The organism is Orenia metallireducens (assembly GCF_003001995.1).
GTDB lineage: Bacteria > Bacillota > Halanaerobiia > Halobacteroidales > Halobacteroidaceae > Orenia > Orenia metallireducens_B.
The window spans coordinates 55,823-69,325 of the sequence record NZ_PVNB01000011.1 but is presented as its reverse complement, the minus strand read 5'-3'; the positions used below and the strand labels follow the sequence as shown (position 1 = coordinate 69,325).

The window sequence follows — 13,503 nt, the reverse complement described above, 5'->3', positions numbered from 1 at the left end:
CAGAAAAGCTACATCTTCTCCTGTAGCTTTTCTACAAGCCCCTGGACATCACGAGAAGTTTTAGCTAAGACTTTAGCAGATTCAGCAATCTCATGAATTGTAGCTGACTGCTCCTGAGTAAAGGCACTGGCCTCTTGGGTAGCAGCAGCATTATTCTCTAGAGCTTCACTAATATTTTCAATTAGATTAACAGTCCTTTGTGAAGTCTTGACAGTATTCTCCTGCACCTCTTTGACCATAGAGTACCAATCTTCTCTACAGCATTACTAGATTCTTCAGCTAAATTCTTAATCTCCTGAGCCACTACCGCAAATCCTCTACCATGTTCACCTGCTCTAGCTGCTTCAATTGAGGCATTTAATGCAAGTAAATTTGTCTGACTAGCTATCTTTTCAATAGTATTGATAGCTACTTCAATCTTTTCTGAAGCCTCCTCAGACATAGAAGCTAAACTTCTAATCTCATTTGTAGCATTATGTGCATGAACAGCCTGATCTTGACTACGTTCAGAAATATCAATTACATTATTGGTCAATTCACTAGAGGAAGTACTTAATTCATCAGTTGAATTGGCTAAGTCATGGGATACCTCTGTTATACTCTCACTTGCACCACTAAGGGTAGTAATTACTGTATCTAACTCCATAAAGGAAGATATGTAGGTCTCCATAGCAATTTGCATATCCAAGTTAGTTATCTTTAAATAAGCCATTATGGCATCACTAGCTCTATCTAAGTCATTATTGTAATAATCAATTATCTTAGGTAGAGAAAATCTATAATAAATAGCATATCCTCCGATATAATACTTAGGTCCTAGCTTAATTCGGTCATGAACTTTACCTATGGCAAATCTCCGCTTAAAATACTCTACTCCATATCCACCCTCTACTCCATCTACTAGTTCTAAGAAATACTGTTTTTGAGTATCCTTTAACCTATTGACAGTACTGTGAGTGTCTATAATCTTTTTCATTGGAGCAAAGCCATAGATATGATCATAAAATTCATTAACCACCCCATCAGCAATATCATGAAATAGATCTTTCATCTCCTTTAGTAGCTCAATATCCTTTTCACTAAAATCTACTACCTGTTTTCTATGATTAATCTCTTTTTCTGTCAGATCTTCTATATTAGAAATCCCAGCAGAAAACTCATACATCATATTCTGGGGATTAAAACCTTTTTCCTTCATCCTATCCATCATCTCTTTAGGTATATCACCCCTCATAATATCAAGCATTTTAGAGTGATTAAAATGTTTCATAGTCTATCCCTCCCTTGGAAATTAATTCAATCTAGATAATAGATATATCCAGACCACAACAAATGGCTGCCAATAAAATCACTTACTAATCATTGTTATTTCTTTATAGCCTATTAACTATTATGTACTTATTCTTATTTCTATATTTATATTATTCTAAAATATAACAAAGTTATTATATTATAACTTATCGATAATTATCCTTCCTTATCATAAGATGAAGAATAAATGGCAATAAAAAAAGTGTAAGGCCTTAATCTCAAGGCCTTACACTTTTTTTATTAATCTTTTTATTCTTTACTTATTAATCTTTATTATTTAACAACCTCTACTTTTAATAAGTTTGTTGTACCAGGCTCAGATACAGGAGTACCTGCTGTAATTACAACTACATCATCTTTTTGAACATATCCAGCTTCTACAGCTGCATTCATAGAATCTTTAATCATCTCATCAGTTGAATCAGTAATATCAGCTAAGATAGGCTTAACTCCCCAAGATAAGATTAATTGATTGAATACTTTCTGATCAGGAGTAACTGCAACAACTGGTGTTTCTGGTCTGTATTTAGATACCATTCTTGCAGTGTATCCAGATTGAGTAGTAGTAATAATAGCAGATGCATCCAACTCATAAGCACTCTTGCAAGTAGCATGACTGATAGAGTCAGTGATAGTATTTCTTGATTCTAAAACATCTCTATCCATTAATCTAGCATACTCTAATTGCTTTTCTGTTTCTACAGCAATTCTAGCCATAGTTGCTACAGATTCAACTGGATAATCTCCAGCAGCTGTCTCACCAGAAAGCATTGTAGCATCTGTACCATCATAGATAGCATTCGCTACGTCACTTGCTTCTGCTCTAGTAGGACGAGGATTCTTTTGCATAGAATCTAACATTTGAGTAGCAGTAATAACTGGTTTACCAGCTTTATTACACTTTCTGATCATCTGTTTTTGAGCTGCAGGAACATTTTCAGGTGGAATCTCTACACCTAAGTCACCACGAGCAACCATTAAACCATCAGCTACTTCTAAGATTTCATCAAGGTTTTCTACACCCTCTTGATTCTCAATCTTAGGAATAATCTTAATATTAGCATCATGCTTATCTAAAATCTCTTTAATTGCTAATACATCAGAAGCCTTACGAACAAAAGAAGCTGCAATAAAGTCTACTCCTTGCTCGATACCAAATTCGATATCAGCTATATCCTTTTCAGTGATTGCAGGTAAGTTAACAGATACACCTGGTAAGTTAACTCCCTTTCTACCACCTAACTTACCTCCATTAACTACTTCACAAATAACATCTGTATCAGTAGTCTCTTTAACCTTTAATCCAATCAAACCATCATCGATTAAGATTGTATCTCCAGCTTTCATATCTTTAGGTAAGTCTTTATATGTAACTGAAGTCTTAGTTGTATCTCCTAATATATCTTCTGTAGTCAACACAAACTCTTGACCCTTCTCTAAAGTAACCTTCTCATTACCAGTCTTTAAAGCACCAGTTCTAATTTCAGGTCCTTTAGTATCTAAAAGGATTGCAACTGGTATACCTTTCTCTTTAGATAATTCTCTAATATTCTTTACTCTAGCACCATGCTCCTCAAAATCACCATGTGAAAAATTAAGTCGTGCTACATTCATCCCTGCATCCATTAATTGGGATAACTTCTCCTTAGATTCACTTGCAGGTCCAATAGTACATACAATTTTAGTTCTTCTCATTACTTACTCCTCCTCAAAATTAATTTAAATATATAGATAAAATATTAACTATTATATAATTCAAAATCAAATTTCTCCTCAAAATTGATTTGAACTATATAGATAAAATATTAGCTAATTGATATAACTCTTCATCAAACTCCTTATTGCCTTCAATTGCATCTTTAATCTCAGCAATATTTATTCTATTATGTACTAATCCAACCATCTTATTAGTCTCTCCAGCTAATAGCGCATCAACAGCAGCAGCACCTAATCTACTTGCTAGCAATCTATCTCTACCAGTTGGAGCACCTCCACGTTGAATATGTCCTAGGATAGAAACTCTAGTTTCAAATCCAGTTCTTTCATTAAGTTCTTTACCTATAATAAAGGCATTACTTTGATTAACATCTCTATTAGTAGTAAATTCTTGACCTTCAATCTCTACACCTTCAGCCACTAAGATAATTGCATGAATCTTACCTGCTTCATAGCCAGCTTGAATATTATTACAAACCTCATCAATATTAAACTTCATCTCTGGTACTAAGATAGCTTCAGCACCACCAGCTAGCCCTGCTGCTAAAGTTAAGAAACCAGCATGTCTTCCCATAGCCTCAATAACAAAAGCTCTTTCATGGGAACTAGCAGTATCACGAATTTTAGTAATTGCATCAATAATAGTATTCATAGCAGTATCATAGCCAATAGAATCATCGGTACAAGCAATATCATTATCGATTGTGGCAGGAACACCAACTGTTTTAATTCCAGTTTCATTAGTTAATAATGTAGCCCCTGTAAAAGAACCATCACCACCAATAACTATTAGACCTTCAATTCCTTCCTTTCTTAATTGCTCAGCACCTTTAGCTCTACCTTCTGGAGTTCTAAACTCATCACAACGTGCAGAACGCAAGAAAGTTCCACCACGATCAATAATATCACTAACAGAATTCTTATCTAACTTAATAAAATCACCTTCAATAACACCAGCATAACCCCTATTAACACCAACAACTTCTACACCAGCATGAATAGCCTTTCTAACCACTGCTCTAACAGCAGCATTCATGCCTGGTGCATCACCTCCACTAGTTAGTACAGCAATCTTCTTCATTAATATACTCCCCCTTGCCTTTTTAAATTAATCTATAACTCACTTAATATCTTCTCACTCTCTTCTTTAATTTGCCCCATCTTTCTAAACTTATTGTACCTTTGCTTTAACAACTCTTCAGGACTTAATTCATTTAATTTATTAATCTCTTTTAGAATTTCATCTCTTAACAGCTGAGCACTAAGCTGATAGTCTTTGTGGGCACCTCCAGGAGGTTCAGAAACAATCCCATCAACAATCTCTAACTCCATCAAATCCTTAGCAGTAATCTTTAAAGCCTTAGCAGCAGTCTCTGCTTCTTTAGCATCTTTCCATAAAATCGCAGCACAGGCCTCTGGCGAACATACAGAATAATAGGTATACTCTAACATTAATACTCTATCTCCTACACCTATACCTAAAGCACCACCACTACCACCTTCACCAATGATTACAACGATAATAGGTACTTTAATACCTGCCATCTCCATCATATTTCTGGCAATAGCTTCAGCTTGTCCTCGCTCTTCTGCACCAACACCTGGATAAGCTCCAGGTGTATTGATTAAAGCAATAATAGGACGATTGAACTTATCGGCTTGTTTCATCAATCTTAATGCCTTTCTATAGCCTTCAGGATGAGCCATCCCAAAGTTACGTTCAATATTGTCCTTAGTAGTCTTTCCTTTTTGGTGTCCTATAATTGTTACTGGAACGTCTCCTATCCTTCCAATTCCACCAATTAGAGCTTTATCATCACTAAACTGTCTATCACCATGTAGTTCGATAAATTCATCACAAACTAACTCAATATAATCCAAAGTTGTAGGTCTTTCTGGATGACGAGCTATCTGTAAAATTTGCCATGGCTCTAAATTTGAAAATATCTCCTCTTGTAAAACCTTAGCCCTTTTATTCAAACGCTCTATCTCTTCAGTTAAATCAATCTCTTTCTCTTCCATAAAGCTCTTTAGTTCATTCACCTTTTCTTCTAATTCAACAAGAGGTTTTTCAAAATCCAAGTAATTACTAGGCATCTCTTTCACCTCTCATACTACCCATTTGATGGATATCTAATATTTTTCCTAATGTATGTTTAAGTTCAGATCTTTTAACAACCTTATCGATCATTCCATACTTTAATAAGAACTCTGCAGTTTGAAATCCTGCTGGTAAATCTTTATTAATAGTCTGTTTAATAACTCTAGGTCCAGCAAAACCAATCTTTGCTCCTGGCTCAGCAATATTGATATCACCTAAGGAAGCAAAACTAGCTGAAATCCCACCGTAAGTTGGATCAGTTAAAATAGATATAAATAATTGCCCTGCTTGCTCAAGCTGCTTTAAAGCAACACTGGTTTTTGCCATCTGCATCAAAGAAAGCATTCCTTCATACATTCTAGCACCACCACCGCCACCAGCAACAATAATTAAAGGCAACTCTTGGTCAATAGCCCTTTCAATAGCACGGGTAAGCTTCTCACCAACAACTGAGTTCATACTTCCCATTAGAAATCTTGAATCTAGTGCAGCTAAAGAGACAGTATGACCATTTATATCGCCAATACCAGTAATAACTGCATCCTTTAAACCAGTCTTTCTTTGATACTTTTCCACCTTCTCTTCATAGTTAGGAAAATCTAATGGATTTATCGCTTCTAAATTAGCATCATACTCTTCAAATTTGCCTTCATCAATCAATAATGATATCCTTTCAGTAGCAGTTAATCTAAAATGCTTACCACAACTTGGACAAACCTTTAAGTTCTCAGCCAATTTCTTATTAAAAATAATCTCCTTACACTCTTTACACTTAGTCCATAAGTCATCTGGCATCTCTTTTCTGCCCTCTTTGCCAGACCCTTCAACTTCCGAGCTTCTTCTGCTAGGTCTACTCTTCCGTTCAACAGTAACATACTTAGATTTCCCAAAGAAATCTTTTAACACTCTTCTTCACCTCACTAAATTAAAGGATAGAAATTATCCCAATGAATAATATTTCAGTCTACTTAATTTAATAAAAATTTAAGTGCATGAAACTATTACTCTCTAATCCTCAATTAATCTAATTTTATTAGAAACCAAAGAGATTTTATTCTTTAGATGTAATCTATTATATATTAGTTATTTACCCCGATATTTTTAATTTATACTAAAGTCAAAGGGCAATTTGATATTTCCTGACTTTATTATTATAAACCAAATTAATAATTTCAAAACGATTATGTAAAAATTTTAAATAAACATTATTTTTAAATGCTGGTCTTATTATAACACAAAATGAATAAATTGCAACTTTAGTATATTAAATTTTCAGATTTTATTTATAATTAAAACTATTTTTACTCTTGGTTATAAGCTTTCTTACAAAGACAATTTCATCCAAAAGAAGCCCCTTACGTCATCATTATTTCAATTATAACAAAAGATTTATAAATTATTCTCAATTATTAAAGCAATATAATCAGGTTTTAAATTTAAAGAATTTATACTAAAATATACATACAAATTACGGAAGTTTAGCTGCATAATTAATCAATATTAATTATAAAAATTCATTAAAAAGGGTAATCCAAATTGGACTACCCTTTAAATAATATAAGTAAATTAGACTTTTAATTAATTAAGAGGAGAAGTCAAAGTTGAAACAATCTCCCCTACACTATTAATGAACTCAGCTTCACTCTCTGGAAGTAATTCCAAATTATCCTCTAACCTCTTAATAATAGCACTACCAACAATAGCCCCATCTGCAAAGGAGGCAACCTCTTTGACATGTTCTGGCTTAGAGATTCCAAAACCAACTGCTACTGGGGTAGAAGTTAAAGATTTAATCTCTTCTACTTTTGCCTTTACCTCTTTAGAGACCTCTCCTCTCTCTCCTGTAGTCCCTAAAGTAGCCACTGCATAGATAAATCCTTGTGAATTCTCTGCTAACTCTTTGATTCGCTTTGGAGAACTATTTAAAGCTACTAATGAAATAATATCTACCTCATTACTTAAAGCTCTTAATTCCTCATCTTCACCCATCGGCAAGTCAGGAATAATCAGACCATCTACACCAACCTCTTCACAGCTGTTGATTAGTCTTTCTAAACCATAATTAAAGATAGAATTAAAGTATCCCATTAAAACTATTGGAATTTGACTCTCAGTTCTAATCTCTTTAACTAACTTAAAAATATCTTTTAAGTTAGTTCTATGGGCTAAACTTCTCTTTCCTGCTCTTTGAATAGTAGGTCCATCTGCCAAAGGATTAGAAAAAGGAATCCCTAACTCTATTATATCTGCTCCATTTCTTTCAGCCTCCAAGACCAACTCTTTAGTTAACTCTAAAGTAGGGTCACCGGTCATCAAAAAAGGAATAAAGGCTTGTTGTCCTTGATCCTGCAATCTAGCAAAAGTAGTAGCAATTCTACTCACTATAAGTCAACTCCTACATATTATTTTTATTATTTAATCTTTATAATTCTACTCCTAATCTATCTGCTAAGGTATAAACATCCTTATCTCCTCTTCCAGATAGGTTCATAATAATAACTTGATCTTGATCTAATTCCGGAGCCAATTTTAGAACATGGGCAATTGCATGAGAACTCTCTAAAGCTGGAATGATTCCTTCACTTTCACATAATACTTGGAAGGCATTGACAGCTTCATCATCGGTAACTGATACATATTCTGCTCTGCCAATATCCTTAAGATAACTATGTTCTGGTCCTACACCTGGATAATCTAATCCTGCTGAGATAGAGTGAACTGGCATAATCTGACCATTATCATCTTGTAGTACATAGGTCTTAAAACCATGGATAACACCTTTTCTTCCTTTAGCCATCGTTGCAGCATGCTTATCAGTATCTACACCTAATCCCGCTGCCTCTACACCAATCATCTTGACATCCTTATCTTCAACAAATGGATAAAATAATCCTATAGCATTACTTCCTCCACCAACACAGGCTACTAGATAATCAGGTAATCTTCCTTCTTGTTCAAGAATCTGCTCTTTAGCCTCTTCACCAATCATTGATTGGAAATCACGAACTATTGTTGGATATGGATGTGGACCTACAGCAGAACCTAATAGATAAAAGGTATCATCAATTCTCTCTACCCAGTTTCTTAAGGCAGCATCTACTGCATCACTTAGAGTTTGAGTACCATCTGTAACTGAAGTTACTTTAGCACCTAACAACTTCATTCTAAATACATTTAAAGCTTGACGCTTAACATCCTCTGCTCCCATAAAAATTTCGCATTCCATACCAAACATTGCGGCTACAGTAGCTGTTGCTACACCATGCTGCCCTGCTCCCGTTTCAGCTATAACTCTCTTTTTACCCATTCTTTTAGCTAATAGAACTTGACCTAAAGCATTATTGATCTTATGGGCTCCCATATGATTTAAGTCTTCACGCTTTAAGTAAATCTTAGCTCCACCTAGCTTTTTAGTTAAACGCTCTGCATAATATAATGGATTAGCTCGCCCTACATACTGTTTTAAATAATAGTTAAACTCCTCTTGAAATTCCGGGTCATCCTTATATTTATCATAAGCCTCTTCTAGCTCTTCTAAAGCTGGAATAATCAATTCTGGAACATACTTACCACCAAATTCACCAAATAATCCTTTAACATTATCTTTTAACTCTGCACTCATCTCTTCTCATCTCCTTATTTTGATTTTAAGTTAATATATTGTGTTAGTTTTAATTGTAGATATTCAATTCTAAAGTGAGACATAATAGTTATATAGCGACACTTTAGTAATCAGTGACGAGTGACAGATAACGAGTAAGAAGCTCTTCTCATCACTTGTCACTCATTACTCATTACTGTCTTAATATCTCTATACAACGCCATATCAAAATTTCGCTCTATAATCATCTACATTAAAAAATCAAGATTATCTTCCAATAAATTAAACCCCATCATAACAAATAATTAAATACTATGGTTCTCTTATCTCTTCTGAGCCATCTTTAACATTGTATTTCCACCTTTTTGGAACTCATAATCTACTATAACTTCATTAACAGAATAACCTATTTCACTATATTTATTGATAACTTCATCTACATATAATGATCTTACCCCATTTAAATCTAACAAAGGAAATATCCTAACCTCTCTTGCTACACGTAGCATCTCATCTATTGCTTCTATATGAAATTCCAGAGATAGATTATCAGTATATAAGAATAGAAAATGTGATGATAATGCTAAATCAAATTGCTTATCTTCAAAGGGCAGATTTGGTAGCATCGCATAAAGATATCTATTTTCTTGCTTTCCTAGATCATAATCTGCTAAGAATTTTTCCATTGCCGACATTCTAATCCTACCTAAATCTTCTACATCTTTTATTGTAGTCCAAATAAATTTATCCTTATTCTGTTCAGTCTGCTCGATAACATCTTGGTAGGTTTCATCAATTCGCTTTGCAATATCGTCATTAGTAAACTGATATATAGGGTCAATTGATATTATTTCTTTCCCTTTTTCTTTCATAGTATAATTAAAGCTTGCTGGACCATCTCCACAGCCTAGGATAGATTTATCCAAATCTACCTCAGTTAAATTAAACATATCTACATATTCCTCAAAGGTTCTACCCCAGGGAACAACTGATTCATATTTAATTTCCATTACACATCTATAACTCAATTCCTAAATTATCTGCTACAGTATATACATCTTTGTCACCACGACCAGAGAGGTTGACAACTATAATCTGATCCTCTTTAAGTTCTTTTGCCAACTTTAAAGTATAAGCTACAGCATGAGAGCTTTCTAAAGCTGGAATAATTCCTTCTAATTCAGACAATAACTGAAAAGCTTCTAAAGCCTCTTGATCAGTAACTGAGACATACTCAGCTCGATTAATATCTCTAAGATAACTATGTTCAGGACCAACACCTGGGTAATCTAACCCTGCGGAAATAGAATATGCTGGAAGAATCTGACCATATTCATCCTGTAAGACATAGGTCTTAACACCATGAATGATACCTTTAGTACCTTTGGTTAAGGTAGCAGCATGCTTATCAGTATCTACACCATGTCCAGCTGCCTCTACACCAATCATCTTAACATCCTTATCTTCAACAAATGGATAGAACAAACCAATAGCATTACTTCCTCCACCAACACAAGCCACTAAATAATCAGGTAACCTATCCTCTGCTTCTAAAATCTGCTCTTTAACTTCTTGACCAATTATTGCTTGAAAATCCCTTACGATTGTAGGATAAGGATGAGGACCTGCTGCTGTACCAAATAAATAGAAGGTATCTTCTATTCTCTCTACCCAGTTTCTAAAGGCAACATCTATAGCATCACTTAGAGTAGCTGTCCCTTCTGTCACTGGAGTTACCTTAGCACCTAAGAGTTTCATCCTAAATACATTCAGGGCTTGACGCTCTACATCCTCTGCTCCCATAAAGACTTCACATTCCATACCAAACATTGCTGCTACAGTAGCCGTAGCTACACCATGCTGTCCTGCCCCTGTTTCAGCTATAATTCTCTTCTTACCCATCCGTTTAGCCAATAAAACCTGACCTAAGGCATTATTAATCTTATGTGCCCCAGTATGATTCAGGTCTTCACGTTTTAAATAGACCTTTGCGCCACCTAATTTTTTAGTCAAAAGTTCTGCATAATATAATGGATTAGCTCGCCCTACATAATGCTTTAAATAATAGTCCAATTCCTCTTGAAATTCTGGGTCATCCTTATACTTAGCATAAGCCTCATCTAGCTCATCTAAAGCCGAAATCACCAACTCTGGTACATACTTACCACCAAATTCACCAAATTGACCTCTTCTCTTTAACTCTACACTCATCTCTTCTCATCTCCTCTAATTATTTTTTATTATAAGTGTCTGTGTGAGGGTTAAAATACAAATCTAAAGTTTTATTTTGAAATCACACTCATACTACACACTCTTACTTCTTTACTCTTCTAATAAACTCTTCTAATCTCTTCTTATCTTTAATTCCAGCTTGGGCTTCAACTCCACTACTAACATCTACTCCATAAGGATTGACTGAGTCTATTGCTTGCTTGACATTGGCAGGATTTAAACCACCAGCAATGATAATTTCTCCATATTCTTTAGCCAGTTTAGCAAGCTCCCAATTAAAGGTTTTACCTACTCCCCCCAGCTTATTAGGATGGTAGGTATCAAGTAGATATTTATCAACCTGATACTCCTTTAACTGCTCTAAATAGCTTTCATCTTTGACTCTAAAAACCTTAATAACTGGTATGTTAAACTCCTGACAATATTCTGGACTCTCATCACCATGAAGCTGCAAATAATCTAAGGAACAGCTACTAATTACCTCTGCTATCTCTTCTAAAGACTGATTGGCAAAGACCCCTACCTTCTTAACATCCTCTGGTAACTGCTCAATAATCTCCTTTACCTTATAAGGACTGACCTTTCTAGGACTCTTAGCAAAGATAAAGCCTAAATAATCTGCCCCATATTCAACAGCCACTTTAGCATCATCTAAATTAGTAATCCCACAGATTTTAACTTTTGTCATCCTACTAGCTCACCTATCTTAGTAGAGATATTAGTACTTCTCATCAGTGCCTCTCCTACTAGAATACCATCAATCCCATGGTCAGCCAGCAGTTCTACATCATTTCTATTCTTAATCCCACTTTCACTGATGACTACCTTATCTTTAGGAATCGATCTTTTTAACCCTAAAGTTGTCGCTAAGTCAACCTCAAAGACCCTCAAATCTCGATTATTAATTCCAATTATATCACAATCTTCCTGTAAAACAAGGGTCAATTCCTTTCTATTATGAACCTCTACCAGAACACCCAATCCTAGAGATTTTGCTAAAGCTAAATAATCCTTTAATTGCTCTTTACTTAAAATAGCTACAATCAATAAGATAGCATCAGCACCACAGGCTCTAGCTTGATAAATCTGATAAGGATCAATGATAAAGTCTTTTCTTAACAAAGGTAAATCAACCTCTGCTTTTACCCCAGTTAAATAGTCTAATTTTCCTTGAAAAAACTTTTCATCAGTTAAGACCGATAATGCTTTAGCCCCTGCCTGTTGATACTCTTTAGCTATAGCAATAGGATTAAAATCTTCCCGTATTACCCCTTTAGATGGTGAAGCCTTCTTAATTTCAGCAATCAGGCTCATTCCCTCAGCCTCTAAAGCACCTTTAAAATCTCTAGTATGTTCCAAAGTCTCAATCTTCTGCTTTAACTCTGCTAAACTAACTTCTTGTTTCTGCTGCTCTACTTCTAATTTTTTATGTTCAACTATCTTATCTAAAATCAATTTAGCTTACCTCCTTAGCCAATCGGTTAGTTACATCCACTAGCTCCTCTAACTTCTTCAAAGCCAAACCTTCATCTATTATTTTAGCAGCCAACTCTATTCCTTCAGCTAGACCCTCAGCTTTATCTGCTGCTACTAAAGCTGCTGCTGCATTTAAGATTACAATATCCCTCTTCTTATCAACCTTGCCCTTGAGAATATCTAAAGTAATCTTAGCATTCTCTTCAGGATTTCCTCCTGCTAACTCCTCTATAGTAGTTTCTTCTAGCCCCAAATCTGTTGGATGGAGATTATAAGTCTTTACTTCTTCGTCTTTAAGCTGACTAATCTTAGTCTCTCCTACCGTTGATAATTCATCTAAACCAAGCATTCCATGGACTACAAAGGCTGACTTAACACCTAAGTTCTTCAATACATAAGCAATTGGTTCTGTTAATTCGGGACTATAAACTCCTAATAACTGTACTTCTGCCTGAGCAGGATTGGTCAAAGGTCCTAAAAGATTAAAGATAGTCCTTGCTCCTATCTCTTTTCTTGGTCCAATAGCATACTTCATTGCTTGATGGAAGACGGGGGCATACATAAATCCTATCCCAATCTCATCAATGCAACTTCCTACTTGAGCTGGCGAAAGATTGAGATTGACCCCTAATTTCTCTAACAAATCAGCACTCCCACTCTTACTAGAGACTGAACGGTTACCATGCTTAGCCACAGCTACACCTGCTGCTGCCACCACAAAGGCTGTAGTAGTTGAGATATTAAAAGTATTCAGCTTATCCCCACCAGTACCACAGACATCTACTAATACTTCTTGATTAGTCTCTATTTTAGAGGACTTCTCTCTCATCACCAAGGCTGCCCCTGTTATCTCTTCAATGGTCTCACCCTTCATTCTCAAAGCTGTAATAAAACTGGCTATCTGAGCTTCAGTAGCTTCACCACTCATAATAGCTTCCATCGTCTCTCTACTCTCCTCAATTGATAAATCTTCTCCATTTATCACCTGATTAATCACTCTTCTCATCTCTGCTCATCCTCCTTTTAAGTTCAGTAACAAGTTATTAGTGACGGATAACTAGTAAAA

The 13,503-nt window shown here is 35.2% G+C and carries 12 protein-coding genes and 1 pseudogene; all 13 read right to left on the bottom strand.

All coding sequences use genetic code 11. The annotated features are described in order from the left end of the window. Window positions 1-8 precede the first annotated feature (8 nt). Window positions 9-227 (bottom strand): hypothetical protein, encoded by a 219-nt coding sequence (locus tag BX659_RS09245; protein ID WP_181186432.1) that lies wholly within the window; start codon window positions 225-227, stop codon window positions 9-11. Beyond that, on the bottom strand, window positions 182-1,270 hold the full coding sequence (locus tag BX659_RS19430) for a globin-coupled sensor protein (RefSeq protein WP_097018257.1): 1,089 nt from the start codon (window positions 1,268-1,270) through the stop codon (window positions 182-184). The genes BX659_RS09245 and BX659_RS19430 overlap by 46 nt, the downstream gene beginning before the upstream one ends. A gap of 320 nt (window positions 1,271-1,590) precedes the next feature. Next, a pseudogene (gene pyk / locus BX659_RS09235) lies at window positions 1,591-3,006 on the bottom strand (pyruvate kinase); the annotation flags it as partial. A 94-nt stretch (window positions 3,007-3,100) separates the two neighbouring features. Next, on the bottom strand, window positions 3,101-4,108 hold the full coding sequence (gene pfkA / locus BX659_RS09230; protein ID WP_097018255.1) for a 6-phosphofructokinase: 1,008 nt from the start codon (window positions 4,106-4,108) through the stop codon (window positions 3,101-3,103). A gap of 32 nt (window positions 4,109-4,140) precedes the next feature. Further along, entirely contained in the window at window positions 4,141-5,124 is a 984-nt protein-coding gene (accA, locus tag BX659_RS09225) for an acetyl-CoA carboxylase carboxyl transferase subunit alpha (RefSeq protein WP_097018254.1), read from the bottom strand. Then, window positions 5,117-6,034, bottom strand: a complete 918-nt coding sequence (accD, locus tag BX659_RS09220; RefSeq protein WP_097018253.1) for an acetyl-CoA carboxylase, carboxyltransferase subunit beta — start codon at window positions 6,032-6,034, stop codon at window positions 5,117-5,119. The genes accA and accD overlap by 8 nt, the downstream gene beginning before the upstream one ends. A gap of 672 nt (window positions 6,035-6,706) precedes the next feature. After that, entirely contained in the window at window positions 6,707-7,510 is an 804-nt protein-coding gene (trpA, locus tag BX659_RS09215) for a tryptophan synthase subunit alpha (RefSeq protein ID WP_097018252.1), read from the bottom strand. A gap of 40 nt (window positions 7,511-7,550) precedes the next feature. Then, window positions 7,551-8,750, bottom strand: coding sequence for a tryptophan synthase subunit beta (gene trpB / locus BX659_RS09210; RefSeq protein ID WP_097018251.1), 1,200 nt, complete (start codon window positions 8,748-8,750; stop codon window positions 7,551-7,553). 302 nt (window positions 8,751-9,052) lie between these two features. After that, complete coding sequence (locus BX659_RS09205; protein WP_097018299.1) at window positions 9,053-9,739, bottom strand: SAM-dependent methyltransferase; 687 nt, start codon at window positions 9,737-9,739, stop codon at window positions 9,053-9,055. A 7-nt stretch (window positions 9,740-9,746) separates the two neighbouring features. Next, window positions 9,747-10,940 carry a tryptophan synthase subunit beta gene (gene trpB, locus BX659_RS09200; RefSeq protein ID WP_097018250.1) on the bottom strand — a complete coding sequence of 398 codons (1,194 nt, stop codon included), beginning with the start codon at window positions 10,938-10,940 and terminating at the stop codon, window positions 9,747-9,749. 103 nt (window positions 10,941-11,043) lie between these two features. After that, window positions 11,044-11,649: a phosphoribosylanthranilate isomerase gene (locus tag BX659_RS09195; RefSeq protein WP_097018249.1), complete on the bottom strand. Its 606-nt coding sequence runs from the start codon at window positions 11,647-11,649 to the stop codon at window positions 11,044-11,046. Further along, the gene (trpC, locus tag BX659_RS09190) at window positions 11,646-12,416 is read right to left on the bottom strand and encodes an indole-3-glycerol phosphate synthase TrpC (protein WP_097018248.1); all 771 of its coding nucleotides are present in this window, start codon (window positions 12,414-12,416) and stop codon (window positions 11,646-11,648) included. The genes BX659_RS09195 and trpC overlap by 4 nt, the downstream gene beginning before the upstream one ends. A 1-nt stretch (window position 12,417) precedes the next feature. Beyond that, window positions 12,418-13,443, bottom strand: a complete 1,026-nt coding sequence (trpD, locus tag BX659_RS09185) for an anthranilate phosphoribosyltransferase (protein ID WP_097018247.1) — start codon at window positions 13,441-13,443, stop codon at window positions 12,418-12,420. Between the last annotated feature and the right edge of the window lie 60 nt (window positions 13,444-13,503).

Bases quoted from the DNA above. Each gene is read 5' to 3' on its own strand.
- BX659_RS19430 (WP_097018257.1), bottom strand. From the start codon at position 1,270: ATGAAACATTTTAATCACTCTAAAATGCTTGATATTATGAGGGGTGAT.
- pfkA (WP_097018255.1), bottom strand. From the start codon at position 4,108: ATGAAGAAGATTGCTGTACTAACTAGTGGAGGTGATGCACCAGGCATG.
- accA (WP_097018254.1), bottom strand. From the start codon at position 5,124: ATGCCTAGTAATTACTTGGATTTTGAAAAACCTCTTGTTGAATTAGAA.
- trpB (WP_097018251.1), bottom strand. From the start codon at position 8,750: ATGAGTGCAGAGTTAAAAGATAATGTTAAAGGATTATTTGGTGAATTT.
- BX659_RS09205 (WP_097018299.1), bottom strand. From the start codon at position 9,739: ATGGAAATTAAATATGAATCAGTTGTTCCCTGGGGTAGAACCTTTGAG.
- trpB (WP_097018250.1), bottom strand. From the start codon at position 10,940: ATGAGTGTAGAGTTAAAGAGAAGAGGTCAATTTGGTGAATTTGGTGGT.
- BX659_RS09195 (WP_097018249.1), bottom strand. From the start codon at position 11,649: ATGACAAAAGTTAAAATCTGTGGGATTACTAATTTAGATGATGCTAAA.
- trpD (WP_097018247.1), bottom strand. From the start codon at position 13,443: ATGAGAAGAGTGATTAATCAGGTGATAAATGGAGAAGATTTATCAATT.